At 69.7% G+C, this 14,870-nt stretch carries 13 protein-coding genes; 7 read left to right on the forward strand and 6 right to left on the reverse strand.

Annotation, left to right across the window (positions count from 1 at the left end; genetic code table 11):
- Nucleotide 1: 1 nt before the first annotated feature.
- Nucleotides 2–2,305 (reverse strand): transglycosylase domain-containing protein, encoded by a 2,304-nt coding sequence (locus AC4D2O_RS09820; protein WP_490906793.1) that lies wholly within the window; start codon nt 2,303–2,305, stop codon nt 2–4.
- A gap of 35 nt (nt 2,306–2,340) precedes the next feature.
- On the opposite strand from AC4D2O_RS09820, the gene sp36 reads away from it, so the two are divergent.
- From sp36 to AC4D2O_RS09835, 3 genes are read left to right on the forward strand one after another with little or no spacing between them, the layout of a single operon-like run.
- Nucleotides 2,341–2,496, forward strand: a complete 156-nt coding sequence (gene sp36 / locus AC4D2O_RS09825; protein ID WP_108724255.1) for a Sp36 family protein — start codon at nt 2,341–2,343, stop codon at nt 2,494–2,496.
- A gap of 2 nt (nt 2,497–2,498) precedes the next feature.
- Nucleotides 2,499–2,987, forward strand: a complete 489-nt coding sequence (locus AC4D2O_RS09830; protein WP_490906795.1) for a RidA family protein — start codon at nt 2,499–2,501, stop codon at nt 2,985–2,987.
- A 3-nt stretch (nt 2,988–2,990) separates the two neighbouring features.
- Complete coding sequence (locus tag AC4D2O_RS09835) at nt 2,991–3,905, forward strand: NUDIX hydrolase (RefSeq protein WP_490906797.1); 915 nt, start codon at nt 2,991–2,993, stop codon at nt 3,903–3,905.
- A 139-nt stretch (nt 3,906–4,044) separates the two neighbouring features.
- Here AC4D2O_RS09835 and AC4D2O_RS09840 read toward each other — a convergent pair whose 3' ends face one another.
- A complete protein-coding gene (locus AC4D2O_RS09840) occupies nt 4,045–4,722 on the reverse strand; it encodes a Crp/Fnr family transcriptional regulator (RefSeq protein WP_104050098.1) in 678 nt (225 codons plus the stop codon).
- A gap of 227 nt (nt 4,723–4,949) precedes the next feature.
- Here AC4D2O_RS09840 and AC4D2O_RS09845 point away from each other — a divergent pair, with 227 nt between their 5' ends.
- On the forward strand, nt 4,950–6,149 hold the full coding sequence (locus AC4D2O_RS09845; protein ID WP_490906798.1) for a MarP family serine protease: 1,200 nt from the start codon (nt 4,950–4,952) through the stop codon (nt 6,147–6,149).
- Between the two features lie 15 nt (nt 6,150–6,164).
- On the opposite strand, the gene AC4D2O_RS09850 is transcribed toward AC4D2O_RS09845, so the two are convergent.
- Complete coding sequence (locus AC4D2O_RS09850) at nt 6,165–7,169, reverse strand: DUF2332 domain-containing protein (protein ID WP_490906799.1); 1,005 nt, start codon at nt 7,167–7,169, stop codon at nt 6,165–6,167.
- A 210-nt stretch (nt 7,170–7,379) separates the two neighbouring features.
- On the opposite strand from AC4D2O_RS09850, the gene AC4D2O_RS09855 reads away from it, so the two are divergent.
- The 3 genes from AC4D2O_RS09855 (at nt 7,380) to AC4D2O_RS09865 (ending at nt 11,116) form a co-directional block, all read left to right on the forward strand.
- Nucleotides 7,380–9,074, forward strand: a complete 1,695-nt coding sequence (locus tag AC4D2O_RS09855; protein ID WP_490906800.1) for an ABC transporter substrate-binding protein — start codon at nt 7,380–7,382, stop codon at nt 9,072–9,074.
- Between the two features lie 99 nt (nt 9,075–9,173).
- Nucleotides 9,174–10,178, forward strand: a complete 1,005-nt coding sequence (locus AC4D2O_RS09860; protein ID WP_490906801.1) for an ABC transporter permease — start codon at nt 9,174–9,176, stop codon at nt 10,176–10,178.
- Complete coding sequence (locus AC4D2O_RS09865) at nt 10,175–11,116, forward strand: ABC transporter permease (protein WP_490906803.1); 942 nt, start codon at nt 10,175–10,177, stop codon at nt 11,114–11,116. Before AC4D2O_RS09860 ends, AC4D2O_RS09865 begins: the two co-directional genes overlap by 4 nt.
- Nucleotides 11,117–11,304: 188 nt before the next feature.
- On the opposite strand, the gene AC4D2O_RS09870 is transcribed toward AC4D2O_RS09865, so the two are convergent.
- The 3 genes from AC4D2O_RS09870 to aroQ all read right to left on the reverse strand — a co-directional run bounded on the left by AC4D2O_RS09870 (nt 11,305) and on the right by aroQ (nt 14,865).
- A complete protein-coding gene (locus AC4D2O_RS09870; RefSeq protein ID WP_490906804.1) occupies nt 11,305–12,300 on the reverse strand; it encodes a DUF5996 family protein in 996 nt (331 codons plus the stop codon).
- Between the two features lie 82 nt (nt 12,301–12,382).
- A complete protein-coding gene (locus AC4D2O_RS09875; RefSeq protein WP_490906805.1) occupies nt 12,383–14,281 on the reverse strand; it encodes a dipeptide ABC transporter ATP-binding protein in 1,899 nt (632 codons plus the stop codon).
- Nucleotides 14,282–14,337: 56 nt separating this feature from the next.
- The gene (aroQ, locus tag AC4D2O_RS09880) at nt 14,338–14,865 is read right to left on the reverse strand and encodes a type II 3-dehydroquinate dehydratase (RefSeq protein WP_490906806.1); all 528 of its coding nucleotides are present in this window, start codon (nt 14,863–14,865) and stop codon (nt 14,338–14,340) included.
- Nucleotides 14,866–14,870 lie beyond the last annotated feature (5 nt).

Consider the following 14,870-nt stretch of genomic DNA (forward strand, 5'->3'; position numbering starts at 1 on the left):
GCTAGCCGTTGCCTCCGTTGTCGCCGTCGGTACCGGAGTTGCCGCCGGCGCTACCTCCAGTGGTACCACCCGTCGCGGTGCCGGTGCCAGTGTCGCCGGTGCCGTTGCCCGGGAAGGAGGGCCGCGCGGGGTTGGTCGGCCTGGTGCCGCGCTGGGTGCCGTTGATCATCTCTGCCGGCGGGTTCGCGAAGGGCTTGCCCACGTACAGGCCGGGGATCTGCTGCATGAAGCGGGCCCAGGATGGTCCGGCGATCAGCGAACCATCGATCTCGGGGTAGGTGCGGCCACCGATCTGCAGGCCGCTCAGGGAGGTGTTGCCCTCCTTCCAGTTCCCGATCCAGCTCGCTGTCGCCATGCCCGAGTTGTAGCCCATGAACCACGTCTGCGACCGCTGGTCGTTGGTGCCGGTCTTGCCGGCCATCGGGATGTCCCCGAACTCGAGGAGCTGACCCGAACCGTCCTTGATGACTTCCTGCGTCGCGTAGTTCGTGCCCCGGGCGGTCTCCTTCGAGATGGTCTGCCTGCAGTTCACGGGAGCCACGGGGTAGCTGGTGCCGTCCGCGGCGGTCACCTCGGTGATGGCGCGGGGCTGGCAGACGTTGCCCTCGGCCGCGAAGCCCGCGAAGGCCGTCGCCATGGACAGCGGGGCGACGTCCTGGACGCCGCCGATGAGGCCCGGCGCGAGGACGTCGAGCTTCTCCGCGGAACCGTCGGCGCTCTTGCCGTTGTGCACGCCCATGTCGTGGGCGATGTCGAAGATCTTGCACATGTCCAGCTGACGCGCGGTCTCCATGGTGATGGTGTTGTAGGACTGTGCCAGCCCGCGCAGCACGGTGTAGGTGCCGTAGTTCGTGTCGCCGTAGTTCTGGGGGGTGTAGCCCTTCCCGTCGTCGCTCAGTACCGTGTACGAGCCGCCGGGGAGGCAGCTGGCGGGCCACTTGTCACCCTCGGGGTAGGTGCGCTTGCGGCCGTCGATCGCGGTGTTCAGGGAACGCCCCGAGTCCACCCACGCGGCCACGGTGAAGGGCTTGAACGTCGACCCGGGCTGGAACCCGCCCACGCCGCCGAGGCTCCTGGCGGGATCGCCGTCCTGGTACTGGTCCACGTTGAAGTTGAGCACCGAGTCGCCGGCGGCCTCGCCGGGCATGTACCGGGTGTTCTGGGCCATGGAGAGGATGTTGCCGGTTCCGGGCTCGAGGCTGGTCATGGAGTGACCGACGGCACCGTCCGTGGTGTCGGGGTTCGCGGTCTCGTTGACCGCGGTCTGGGCTGCGGCCTGGACCCGGGAGTCGAGGGTCGTCTTGATGGTCAGGCCGGACCGGTACAGGACCTTCTTTCGTTCCTCCGGGGTCTCGCCGTAGGCGGGATCGTTGAGGACGAGGTGCGTGACGTAGTCGCAGAAGTACGGTGCCTGCGCGGCGCCGACGCAGCCGCTCAGGGTCGGTGTGATGGTGAGACCGAGATCGGTCGCGACGGCGGCGTCGTGCTCCGCCTGGGTGATCTTGCCGCGCGTCAGCATCGCTCCGAGGACGAGGTTGCGTCGCTGGAGGGCTCCCTCGGGGTTGGTCTCGGGGCTGTAGGCGCTCGGGCCGTTGACCAGGCCCGCCAGGAGCGCGCTCTGCGGCAGGTTGAGATCCTTGGCCTCGGTGTTGAAGAAGTACTTCGACGCGGCCTGGACTCCGTAGGTGGTACCGCTGAAGGGCACGATGTTGAGGTAGCCCTCGAGGATCTCGTCCTTCGACATCTCCTTCTCGACGGCGATGGCGAGCTTCATCTCCCGCAGCTTGTCGCCGACCGACTTGCCGCCGCCGCTCAACGTGACGGTCCCGCCGTTCTGGCGGGCGGCATCGATCAGGACGTTGTTCACGAACTGCTGCGTGATGGTGGAGGCGCCACGGCTCGTGCCGCTGGAGACGTTGCTGGCGATCGCGCCGAGGATGCCCTCGAGGTCCACGCCGCCGTGCTCGTAGTAGCGGTAGTCCTCGATCGCGATCAGGGCGTCCTGCATCGTCGTGGACACCTGGTCGAGCGTCACCGGCTGGCGGTTCTCCTCGTACAGGGTCGCGATGAGGGAGCCGTCCGACGCCTGGATGGTGGTCGGCTGGGCGAGCGCCTCCCGTTCCATCTCGGCGGGCAGCTGCTCGAAGAACTGCAGCGAGGCCGAAGCTCCCGTGCCGGCGGCGGCGGCCACGGGCACGAGGAGGCCTGCGGCGAGCACACCCGCAAGACCGCTGATTCCGAGGAACGCGATGATCTTGCCGAGGGTGGTTGCCGTGTCGAAGAGGGGTGATTTACGCGCAGCCATTATTCCAGTTTACAAGCACGCGCTAGGCTTTCCCCATGACGAAATGGGAGTACTCTACGATTCCGCTCATCATCCATGCAACGAAGCAGATCCTCGACCAGTGGGGCGAGGACGGGTGGGAGCTCGTACAGGTGGTCCCCGGACCCGACGGCAACGGCCTCGTCGCGTACCTGAAGAGGGAGAAGAGCTAGCAGTGCCTGCTGGAAATACGGCGGTTTCCGCCGTCGAGGCGCGCCTCGCGGACCTCGGCATCGCCCTTCCCGACGTGGCTCCGCCCGTCGCGGCATATGTTCCCGCCGTCATCAGCGGCAACCACGTGTACACCTCGGGCCAGCTCCCGTTTATTGAGGGCAAACTCACAGCTTCGGGCAAGGTCGGCGCCGACGGCGGTGTCGACGCCGCGACGGCGCAGTCCCTCGCCGCCACCTGCGCGGTGAACGCGCTGGCGGCGATCAAGAGCCAGATCGGTGACCTCGACCGCGTCACGCGGATCGTGAAGGTCGTCGGCTTCGTCGCGTCCGATCCCTCGTTCACCGGCCAGCCCGGCGTCGTCAACGGCGCCTCCGACCTGCTCGGCGCCGCCTTCGGAGCGGCCGGCGTCCATGCGCGTTCCGCCGTCGGCGTGGCCGTCCTCCCCCTCGACTCGCCCGTCGAGGTCGAGGTCATCGCGGAGTTCGTCTAGACCGTGGACCGGCTCAGCACCCGACTCTTCCCCGTCGCGCCGGACCAGCGCACGGCGGCGCAGAGCTGGATCGACCACGGGGAGCGCACGCCCCTGAAGGCCCGGCCGGCGTCGTCGGTGGTCCTCCTGCGCGACAGCGCGATCGGCACGGAGACCTACCTCTCCTACCGGCGGGGCAACTCGCCGCTCGGTGTGCTCGGGTTCCCCGGCGGGAGCATCGAGGAGTCCGACGACGACGACCTGCGCTGGTTCGGTCCCACGCCGGCGATGTGGGCGAAGGCCCTCGGCGTCGAGGACCACCGCGTGGCCCGCCGGCACGTGCTGTGCGCCATCCGCGAACTGTTCGAGGAGACCGGGGTGCTCCTCGCCGGTCCCGACGCGTCCTCGCTGGTGGAGGGCACGCAGGCCAAGGAGTGGATGAAGGCGCGCGAGGCGATCAACGAGGGCGAGTGCCGCTTCACGGACATCCTCGACCGTCGTGGGCTCGGCGTCCGGACGGACCTCATCAAGCCGCTCTCGCACTGGTTGACGCCCGACTTCGCGCACCGCCGTTTCGACACGCACTACTTCGCGGCCGCGCAGCCCGTGAACCAGGAGCCGAGCATCCTTGCGAGCAAGGGCGTCTGGGGGCAGTGGCGCTGGGCAGCTCAGGAGATCGCGGACCGCGACACCACGAGGCTCGGCGACGAGGTGGGCCAGCCGAACACGGTAGGCCGCACCCTGAGCGAGCTGGCCGTGCCCGCCGTCGAGATCATCCTCGAGAAGATCGGCTCCTCCCGCGGGTGCATCGCCTACCTGTCGCACAAGCGCCCGGTGAAGCTGTACCACCCGCAGCTCGCGGAGCACGACGGCGACCTCGTGCTGCAGGTCGAATGCCCGAAGCTCACCGAGGGCGGGTCGATGCAGCGGGGGCGCTGACGCCGTCGTCCCGCCTTCGGATCGCCCCGCCCGATGGCCGCGGTGGGTCGCGACGTCGCGCACCCACCGATGGCTGCGCACCCGGAATGACGGAAGGCACCCGCCGCAGGGCGGGTGCCTTCCGTCAGGCGGGGCAGGGTCAGCGGCTGCGCTGGCGCAGGCGTTGGATGTCGAGGATCACGACGGCGCGCGCCTCGAGGCGGAGCCAGCCGCGCTGCACGAACTCGGCGAGCGCCTTGTTGACGGTCTCGCGGGACGCCCCGACGAGCTGGGCGAGTTCCTCCTGCGTCAGTTCGTGCGCCACGAGGATGCCGTCCGTCGCGGGGCGGCCGAAGCGGTCGGCGAGGTCGAGCAGGGCCTTCGCCACGCGCCCCGGGACGTCGGAGAACACGAGGTCCGCGAGGGACTCGTTGGTGCGGCGGAGGCGGCGGGCGAGCGCCTGCAGGAGCTGGGCCGACACCTCGGGGCGCGTCTCGAGCAGCGTCCGCAGGTCCTCGTTCTTCAGGCCCGCGAGGCGCGTCTCGGACACGGCGGTCGCCGTCGCGGTGCGCGGGCTGGGATCGAACAGCGCCATCTCGCCGAACAGCTCGCCGGGGCCGAGGATCGCGAGCAGGTTCTCGCGCCCGTCCTGCGCGGTGCGCCCGAGCTTGATCTTGCCGGAGACGATGAAGTACAGCTGGTCGCCCTGGTCGCCCTCACGGAAGACCGACGAACCACGGGGGAGGTCGACCTCGATCAGCTCGTCCGTGAGCGCCGCGAAGACGTCGTCTCCCAGTGATGCGAAGAGGGGCGCTCGGCGCAGTACCTCGATGTCCATGAAATCTCCTGATGAATTGCGTCGTTCCGCGGCGGTCCCCGCTGTCTTCTGCTGACCATCTTGCCGTACCGGAGCGCCTGTGACGACTGATACACGTCCCGGGGCCCGGTCTCCTCGGGGCCCGTTCACACCGACTGCCATGCTTCTTCCCATGCTGCGCGGCTAGAATCTCTCGCAGTGTCCGGAGGTGCGCGATCCTCCCGCCGTCCAGAGCCAGGAGAACGTACGTGCCCGAATTCAGCCTCGCGGAGTTCACGCTCCTCGACGTCGTGCTGGTGGTGGTCCTCCTCGCCTATCTCGTGGCCGGGATCCGCAACGGCTTCCTGGTGACCCTCGGCGGCATCGCCGGGTTCGTCGGCGGGGCGGTCGCGGCGTTCTTCGCGATCCCGCTCGTCAGCGCCTGGGTGCCCGACAACCCGTGGCGCCTCATCGCGGTCATCGGCACGGTCGTGGTGCTGATCATCGTCGGTCAGGCCGTCGGGTCGGCGCTCGGCGCCTCCATCCGGCGCTGGTCGGACTTCCCGCCCCTGCGCATCGTGGACCGTCTCCTCGGCGGCGTCGTCAACGTCGTCGTCGCCGCCCTCGTGCTGTCGATGCTCGCGTTCAGCGTCGGCACCCTGGGCGTGCCCTTCCTCTCACAGCCGCTGGCGGCCTCGCGGGTGATCCAGGGGATCGACACGGCCACCCCGGGCCCGGTGCGCACCTGGATGGCGCAGCTGCGCACCATCGCGGTCGACGACGGGATCCCGACCATCCTCGAGAGTGTGGGACCCGCGACGCCGGCGGTGGTACCCGACGCGTCGGTGGACACCCCCGAGCTCGGCGCGGCGGCCGCCTCGGTGGTCCGCATCACCGGCACGGCGTTCCAGTGCGGCCAGAACCAGACAGGGTCGGGATTCGTCGTCGCGCCGGGCCGGGTGATCACGAACGCGCACGTCGTCGCCGGGGTGGACGAGCCCGTGGTCGAGGTTCCCGGGGGCGGTGCGCTGCCGGGCCGCGTGGTGCAGCTCGATACGGCCCGCGACATCGCGGTGATCGCCGTCGACGAGCTGGCCGCCGCACCGCTTCCGCTCGGCGACGAACTCAAGCAGGGGACGACGGCGGCGTTCGCCGGCTACCCCGCGGGCGGCCCGTACCGGATCCAGCCCGCGAGCATCCAGGGACTCTCGCCCGTCCTGGTCAACAACATCTACGGCGCCGACCCGCAACCGCTCCAGGTCTACAGCCTCGCCGCGAACGTGCAGCAGGGGAACTCCGGCGGGCCGCTGCTCGACCTGCAGGGCCGCGTGACGGGCATGGTCTTCGCGAAGTCGACGGCGGACGCACCGGTGGGCTACGCGCTGTCCCTCGAGGAGTTGCGGCCCATCGCCGAGAGCGCTCCGCAGCTTGCCGACGCCGTCTCCGCGGGACAGTGCACGCGTGGCTAGGCGGCGGAGGCTCCGCTAGAGCCATTCGATCGACTGGCCGTGCGGCCCGGTGCGCGCCACCGACCGTCCGTTGTGCTGCAGCACGAACCTCCCGTCCTGCTCGCCCGGCACCTTCTCCATCGCACCGGGTACGCCGTCGAGGACGCCGTGGCCCTCGTGGGAGAGCCAGTGCACGGGACGGCCCCGGTCGGCCGTGAGTCCTGTCATGGTGTCGCGGAACCTGCTCCGGCCGGCGGCGTCCAGGTAGGCGAGGACCGCACTGTGGAACACGACGACGACGGCGTCCGGGGGCGCGCGCCGGACGAGCGGGGCGATCTGCTCGTTCAGGTCGCCGCGGACGAGCAGCGGGGGATCCTGCCGGACGACGCCGAGCGCGGCCCGCAGTCGCTCCGCGCGGAACACGTGCCCGGGCCAGACGAGCGCCTCGAGCCAGCGGACGTCGTCGTCGTCGCGGGCGTCGAGCGGGTTCAGGTCGATGCCCGCGCGCCAGGCAACGGTGGGCAGCGCCGAGGGCAGGGGCACGTCCCCAGCCACGGAGCAGGCGAGCGGCGGGACGGGTGAACCGCCGTCGGGCTCGAGGAACGGGCCGGGCGAGTAGGAGTATGCGTACCGGTCCGGGTAGAGGCAGGCACCCGCCGACGCCCCGACCTCGATCAGGGCCAGCGGCCGTCCCTCCTCCGCGCTGATCGCTGCGAGGCTCGGCAGCAGGACGGCGCAGCGTCCGGCCTCGTTGGTCTGGGTGGTCCGGGTCTCCATGACGGAGCGGATGTCCGCCCAACGCTCGACGACGAACGCCCGGAAGACGCTGTAGCCCTCCAGGGGGACCCCCACGAAGCGCACCGCCCCGAGGAAGAGCACGGGCTGCCTGCGTGCCGGGGGGAGGGTGTCGAGGAGGGCGAGGACCTCGTCGTCCTCGCTGACGCCCATGCACCACTCGTCGTACAGGGGCGAGTAGCCGCGGGCATCGACCTCCGCGAAGCGCCGGTAGCGTATCGATGTTGCCGTCTCTGTGCCACTCATGGGTCCTCCGGTTTCGCAGCGGTTTCCGGGGCGTTACCGGCGTCGGCCGTAGCACCCGCGATGCCAAATCGTAACCACTGATGCCGCCGAAATACTGCTGGCGGGCTGCCCGGAAGTTAGGCTCGTCACACGGATCAGCGCATTCGCCGTCGTGGTCCCCATGGCTACCGGTCCATCCGGTAGGAAACACTCGTCCACCAGGAGTACTACATGTCCATCCCAGGCACATCCGTGCACGGCGCAGGTTTCGCGAGGAAACGCGCGGCGCTCACAGCAGGATTCTCCATCGCAGCGCTCCTCCTCACCGGCTGCGTGCAGAGCCAGCGCGAGGAGAGCACCGGGGCGGAGGGCGACGCCGCCGTCGACTCCACCTTCGTCTTCGCCGCGTCCTCCGACCCGAAATCGCTCGATCCCGCGTTCACCAACGACGGCGAGTCCTTCCGCGTCAGCCGCCAGATCTTCGAGGGACTCGTGGGCGTGGAGCCCGGCACCGCCGACCCCGCCCCGCTGCTCGCCGAGTCCTGGGAGACCGCCGAGGACGGCCTGTCCACCGTCTTCCAGCTCAAGGAGGGTGTCACCTTCCACGACGGCACGCCGTTCGACGCGGAAGCCGTCTGCTTCAACTTCGACCGCTGGTACAACTGGACGGGCATCCAGCAGGCCGAGACGACCTCCTACTACTACGGCTCCCTGTTCCGCGGCTTCGCCGACAGCCCCGACAAGGCCGTCTACGAGTCCTGCGAGGCCAATGGCGACAACGAAGTCACCATCAACCTCGCCAAGCCGTTCGCCGGGTTCATCGCCGCGCTGTCACTGCCCGCCTTCGCCATGCAGAGCCCCACCGCACTCGAGGAGTTCGCGGCCGACGAGATCGGCGGCACCGCCGAAGCCCCCTCGCTCAGCGAGTACGCGCTCGGCCACCCCGTCGGCACCGGCCCGTTCAAGTTCGACGCCTGGAACGTCGGCCAGCAGCTCGAACTCTCCATCTACGACGACTACTGGGGCGACAAGGGCCAGATCACCAAGACGATCTTCCGCATCATCGACGACCCGCAGGCACGCCGCCAGGCCCTCGAGGCGGGCGACATCGACGGCTACGACCTCGTGGCACCCGCGGACACCCAGTCGCTGAAGGACGCCGGCTACAACATCACGCCGCGCGACCCGTTCACCATCCTCTACCTGGGCATGAACCAGGCCATCCCCGAACTCAAGGACCCGAAGGTCCGCGAGGCCATCGCCCATGCGATCGACAAGGACGCGCTCGTGGCCCAGACCCTGCCCGAGGGTACGAAGGTCGCCACGCAGTTCATCCCCGAGGTCGTCGACGGCTACAACGAGGACGTCACCACCTACGACTACGACCCCGAGCGTGCGAAGGAACTGCTCGCCGAGGCAGGCTACCCCGACGGCTTCGAGGTCACGTTCAACTACCCGACGAACGTCTCCCGCCCGTACATGCCCACGCCAGAGCAGGTCTTCACCAACCTGCAGGCGCAGCTCGACGAGGTGGGCATCACGGTCACGCCGGCCCCCGCAGCCTGGTCGCCCGACTACCTGAACCAGGTCCAGGGCACCCCGGACCACGGCCTGCACCTGCTCGGCTGGACCGGCGACTACAACGACACCGACAACTTCATCGGCGTGTTCTTCGGCCAGGAGAAGCTGGAATTCGGCTTCGACAACCCCGAGCTGTTCGCGGCCCTCGACGAGGCCCGCGGGATCAGCGACCGCGAGCAGCAGACGGAGCTCTACAAGGAGATCAACGAGCAGATCGCCGAGTTCAACCCGGCCATCCCGCTCGCCCACCCCGCCCCGTCGCTGGCATTCGCGCCCCGCGTCACCTCCTACCCGGCGAGCCCCGTCAACGACGAGGTCTTCACCGACATCGAGCTGAGCGAGTAGCAGCGACCCGCAGCACGGGCCGGCCACTGATCACGGTGGCCGGCCCGTGCGTGTGCTACCCCTGCCCGGCTGCCGCCGGTCAACCCGGAAGGACCTCCAGTGTTACGCGTCATCGGTAAACGGATAGCCCTGCTCATCCCCACCCTGTTCGGCCTGTCCATCCTGCTGTTCCTGTGGGTGCGCAACCTCCCCGGCGGTCCGGCCACGGCCCTCCTCGGCGAGAAGGCCACCCCCGAGGCCGTCGCCCGGGTCAACGAGCTCTACGGCTTCGACCGCCCGCTCATCACCCAGTACCTGACCTACATGGGCAAGCTGCTGCAGGGCGACTTCGGCGTCTCCATCAACACGGGCCGCCCGGTGCTCGAGGAGTTCGCCACCCGGTTCCCCGCGACGATCGAACTCACCGTCGTCGCCCTCATCTTCGCGATCGGCGTCGGCATCCCGCTCGGCTACCTCGCCGCGCGCCACTACGGCCGGTTCCTGGACCACAGCTCCGTGGTGCTGAGCCTCGTCGGGATCACCATCCCGGTGTTCTTCCTGGCCTTCATCCTCAAGTACCTGTTCGCCATCCAGTGGTCCCTCCTGCCACCCGACGGCCGGCAGAGCCCCCGCATCGACGCCACCCACTACACCCAGTTCTACGTGCTGGACGGACTGCTGACCGGCGAGTACGACGCCGCCTGGGACGCCTTCCTGCACCTAATCCTCCCCGGCCTGGCTCTCGGCACCATCCCGCTCGCGATCATCGTCCGGATCACCCGCGCCTCGGTCCTCGAGGTGCAGAACGCCGACTACGTCCGCACGGCGCGGGCGAAGGGCCTGATGGAGCGCAGCATCCGCGGCAGCTTCATCCTGCGCAACGCCATGCTCCCCGTCGTCACGACGATCGGCCTGCAGCTCGGCCTGCTCATCTCGGGGGCGGTGCTCACCGAGACGGTCTTCGCGTTCAACGGCATCGGCCGGTTCCTGCGCGACGCGATCTTCGGGCTGGACTACCCCGTGCTGCAGGGCTTCATCATCTTCATCGCGATCCTCTACGCGCTGATCAACCTGATCGTCGACCTGTCCTACTCCGTCATCGACCCGAGGGTGCGTGTGCAATGAGTGCCATCCTGCCTCCCGCCGCCGGCGGTTCAGCGGCCCCCACCGACCCCGCGGTCGACACCGGGGGAGGGACCGGTCTGTGGAAGGACGCGTTCCTCCGCCTCCGCCGGAACCCGCAGGCGGTCGTGGGCGCCGTCATCATCGGCCTGTTCCTGCTCGTGGCCGTCCTCGCCCCGATCATCGCGCCGTACGGCGGCAATGACCTCCCGGGCCGTACCTTCATCACCCCCACCACCATCCCGGGCCCCGGGGAGATCGAGGGCTTCCCCCTCGGGCTCGACCGCTTCGGCGGGGACGTCTTCAGCAAGCTGATCTGGGGCGCCCAGGCCTCGCTCCTGATCGGCGTCGTCTCGACGGCGCTCGGCCTCGCGGGCGGCATGCTGCTCGGCATCCTGGCCGGCGGCATCGGCGGCTGGGTGGACAACGTCATCATGCGTTTCGTCGACATCCTGCTGTCCGTCCCGAACCTGCTCCTCGCCGTCAGCATCGCCGCGGTCCTCGGGCAGAGTTCCTACGCCATCATGATCGCCATCGGCGTGTCGCAGATCCCCATCTTCGCGAGGCTCCTGCGCTCCACGATGCTGTCCCAGCGCGGTGCCGACTACATCCTGGCGGCACAGACGCTCGGGCTCAGCCGCCGGACGATCACCATGAGCCACCTGCTGCCGAACAGCATGGGACCCGTCATCGTGCAGGCCACCCTGACGCTCGCCACCGCGGTCATCGACGCCGCAGCCCTGTCCTTCCTCGGTCTCGGCGGCGGACTGCCCCAGGCCGCGGAGTGGGGGCGCATGCTCACCTACGCGCAGGCGGAGCTCGCGGTCGCACCGCAGCTCGCCTTCCTGCCCGGTGCGTGCATCGCCATCACGGCGCTCGGTTTCACCCTGCTGGGTGAATCACTGCGCGAGGCGCTCGACCCGAAGACACGGCGGAAGTAGTCCCGCCGCAGGACCCGCACGCGACGGCGGCCATCACCCCTCGACGGTGGTGGCCGCTGTCGTGTCCGGGGCCTTCCGAGGACCGCATGATCACCGACCGCACTATCACCGGCGCATGATCACCGACCGCATGATCACCGACCGCACTATCGGCGCACGGGCTTCCGGCGGCGGACCGCCTACCGCGCCTACCGCGCGTGCCGGTCGAGGCGGTGCGGATCGATCAGCAGGCCCGGGTCCCAGGAGCCCGTGGTCGCCGCGGCGCGATAGGTGGCGCGCAGGAACTCGAGCAGGGTGGCGTCAGGGTCCGCCGCGGTGCGCACGGCCTCGTAGGGCAGGAGGAACTGGCGGAACTCGTCGCTGTAGAAGGCGCCCTCGACGCCGATCACAGCGTCGCGGTAGCCCTCGGGCTCCGGGTACGCGTAGGAGTAGAAGGCGCCCTCCTCGCCGCCGCCGGGCCAGAACCCGCAGCTGGAGAGCTCGTGCGAGTAGCCCTCCTGCATGACCCAGTCGGCGCAGTTCGGAGCGCCACCGGGGTGCAGGGGTGCGGGTCGGCCCGAGAAGCGCGTGCACGCGAGGTCCATGGCGCCCCAGAAGAAGTGCACGGGGCTCACCTTGCCGAGGAACTCGGCGCGGAACCGGGTGAGCACGCGCTCGGCCTGGACGAGCTGCCGCCAGAACGCCGTCACCGCCCCGGGATCGTAGGATGCGTGGTGATGGTCCTCGGCGAACGGGACGGCGGGCTCGACCTCCGTGGGGACGGGCCGGATGGGTGCCTCGATCCCCAGGTCCGACAGCGCCGCCATGGTCCGCTCGTGGAACCGGGCGACGGACTGCGGTTCGAGGGGCACGCTGCGGTCCTCGCCGGAACTGCTACGGACGAGCAGCCGATGCGCGACGACGTCGACCTCGAGGTCGAACATGCCCGCGCGGTACGGGATCGCGGATGTGCCGAGCCCCCGTGGCGTCACGTACAGCGGAACCTGCCACCAGTGGTTGACCAGCGGGGCGTGCGCCATGCGGATCTTGCCGACCACCTGCAGCCACATGTGCAGGGTCGCCTGCGTGTCCTGCCAGTCCGCGACGCGCAGCTGCGGCCAGGCGTCCGACTCCCCGTCCGCCGTCATCATGCCGCCTGCTGTACCCGTGCTGCCTGTACTGCCCGTGCTGTGCTGCTCGCTCATCGTGTCTCCCGCTGTCCGGTGGATCAGACCACAGTAGGGGCTGCTTCGCCCAGGGGACAGCAGGGGCGCGGTCCTGCCCCGCTCAGGACGCGAGCTCCCCGTCGATGTTCAGCTCGTTGCCCGGGATGGAGGCGAGCAGCCGGCGTGTGTACGGGTGCCGCGGGTTCTGGAAGACCTCCTCGGAGCTCGCGGCCTCCACGAGTTCGCCGTCCTTCATCACGCACACGTAGTCCGAGATGAGGCGCACCACGGCGAGGTCATGGGAGATGAACAGGTAGCTCAGGCCCAGCTCGGACTGCAGGTCGCCGAGGAGCTTGAGGATCTGCGCCTGCACCAGCACGTCGAGCGCGGACACGGGCTCGTCGCACACGATCAGTTCGGGCTGCAGGGCGAGCGCCCGTGCGATCGCGACGCGCTGCCGCTGCCCGCCCGAGAGCTCGGCCGGGTAGCGCCGCAGGGTGTTCTGCGGAAGGGAGACCTGGTCCATCAGCTCACGGACCCGCGCCGCACGCTCCTTCTTCGAGCCACGGTGGTAGGCATTGAGCGGTTCCTCGACGATGCGCTCGATCGTGAACATGGGATTCAGGGACGAGTACGGGTCCTGGAAGATCGGCTGCACACGCTGGCGGAAGTCGGAGAGCTGCGCCTTGCCGAGTGTGGCCACGTCCATGCCGTCGAACGTCATGGTGCCCGACGTCGGCTCGATGAGCTTCAGCAGCATGCGCGCCGTCGTGGTCTTGCCCGAGCCGGACTCGCCGACGATCGCCACGGTCTGCCCGCGCGGGACGTCGAGCGTCACGTTCTTCGCCGCGTAGAAGTCCTCCTTGCTGCCGCGCCGCTTGTAGATCTTCGTGAGGTCGCGGATCTCGACGATGTTCGGGGGAGCACCGTGGGCCGCCCTGCCCGTGACCCCCGTGACCTCCGTGACCCCCGTGGCCCCGGAGGTCGCGGACGTTGCGTTGGTCCCTGCCGCCCCTGCCGCTCCTGCCGCTCCTGCCGCCCCGGTCGGCCGGTCCGACGACGATGTCGCGGCGTGGGCGCCCGACGGCGCGTGGCCGGCGTCGTGTTCCGCGAACACCGCCTCGGCCAATTTCAGGCGCGACGCGGCATCCGCCGTGAACGCGCCCGGCCGCAGGCGCACCGCGGCGACGCTGGGAGCCGCGCGCACGAGCGACTGCGTGTAGGGGTGCTGCGGATCGTTGAGCAGCTGCTCGGCCGGCCCGGTCTCGACCACACGCCCGCGGTGCATGACCACGAGCTGCGAGGCGCGCTCGGCGGCGAGGCCGAGGTCGTGCGTGATGAGGAGCACCGACGTACCGAGCTGCTCCGTCATCGATTCGATCTGGTCGAGGATGGTGCGCTGCACCGTGACGTCGAGGGCCGACGTCGGCTCGTCGGCGATGAGGAGCCGCGGCTGGCATGCGAGGCCGATCGCGATGAGGGCCCGCTGCCGCATGCCGCCGGAGAACTCGTGCGGGTACTGCTTGGCGCGCTCGCCGGCGTCGGGCAGCCCGGCGGCGGTCAGGACCTCGATGACGCGCTGCTTGACGTTCTTCTTGGTGGCCATGCCGTGGACCAGGAGCGTCTCGGCGACCTGCGTGCCGATCTTCGTCACAGGATTCAGGTTGGACATCGGGTCCTGCGGCACGAGGCCGATCGCACGGCCACGGATGGCGCGCATCTTCGCCTCCGGCAGGGTCGCGAGATCCTGGCCCTCGAACAGGATGCTGCCCGAGGTCACCCGCCCGTTGCCCGGCAGCAGGCCGATGCAGGCCATCGCCGTCGTCGACTTGCCCGAACCCGACTCGCCCACGATCGCCAGGGCGCTGCCGCGCTTCAGGCTGAAACTCGCGTCCTCGACAGCGTGGACCTCGCCGTGGGTGGTCCGGAAGGTCACCGCCAGGTTCCGCACCTCGAGCAGGGGTGCGTCGGGGTTCTCGGGCTGGGCGACCGCGCTACCGGCAGGAGTGATGTCCGTCATAGCACCATGGTGCCCTATCGGGGAGTCCGAAGCCCTCCGCCCGGCGATGGGCGGCGCTAACTTTTCGGGAACGATGCCGCGCCGGTGCCGGCGTTGCTGCCGGTGTCGGTGTCCCTCGGCGTGGCGGCACCGCCGTCCGCGGTGAGCAGGCCGGCGAGGTGGTCGACGGCGAGCCGGTAGCCGTCGATGCCCGCCCCGACGATCACGGCGTCGGCCACCCCCGAGATGTAGGAGTGGTGGCGGAACTCCTCGCGCCGGTGCACGTTGCTGATGTGCACCTCGACGACGGGCAGGCCGATACCGGCCAGGGCGTCGCGGATGGCGATCGACGTGTGCGTGAAGGCTCCGGCGTTGATCACGATCCCGTCCGCGGTGTCCCGCGCCGCGTGGATCGCGTCGATGAGCTCGCCCTCGTGGTTGGACTGCACCGCCGTCGTGGTGCACCCGCGCTGCTGCGCGGCGTCGTCGGCCAGGCGCACGACGTCGTCGAGCGTGGCCGTGCCGTACACGGCCGGCTCACGGGTACCGAGCAGGTTCAGGTTCGGGCCGTTGATCACGAGGATGCTGGGCGTGCGCTGCGTCATGCCCC

It is taken from the genome of Arthrobacter sp. TJ-238 (assembly GCF_058269215.1).

Bases quoted from the DNA above. Each gene is read 5' to 3' on its own strand.
- AC4D2O_RS09870 (WP_490906804.1), bottom strand. From the start codon at position 12,300: ATGAGCGAGCAGCACAGCACGGGCAGTACAGGCAGCACGGGTACAGCA.
- AC4D2O_RS09865 (WP_490906803.1), top strand. From the start codon at position 10,175: ATGAGTGCCATCCTGCCTCCCGCCGCCGGCGGTTCAGCGGCCCCCACC.
- AC4D2O_RS09820 (WP_490906793.1), bottom strand. From the start codon at position 2,305: ATGGCTGCGCGTAAATCACCCCTCTTCGACACGGCAACCACCCTCGGC.
- sp36 (WP_108724255.1), top strand. From the start codon at position 2,341: ATGACGAAATGGGAGTACTCTACGATTCCGCTCATCATCCATGCAACG.
- AC4D2O_RS09855 (WP_490906800.1), top strand. From the start codon at position 7,380: ATGTCCATCCCAGGCACATCCGTGCACGGCGCAGGTTTCGCGAGGAAA.
- AC4D2O_RS09850 (WP_490906799.1), bottom strand. From the start codon at position 7,169: ATGAGTGGCACAGAGACGGCAACATCGATACGCTACCGGCGCTTCGCG.
- AC4D2O_RS09875 (WP_490906805.1), bottom strand. From the start codon at position 14,281: ATGACGGACATCACTCCTGCCGGTAGCGCGGTCGCCCAGCCCGAGAAC.
- aroQ (WP_490906806.1), bottom strand. From the start codon at position 14,865: ATGACGCAGCGCACGCCCAGCATCCTCGTGATCAACGGCCCGAACCTG.
- AC4D2O_RS09840 (WP_104050098.1), bottom strand. From the start codon at position 4,722: ATGGACATCGAGGTACTGCGCCGAGCGCCCCTCTTCGCATCACTGGGA.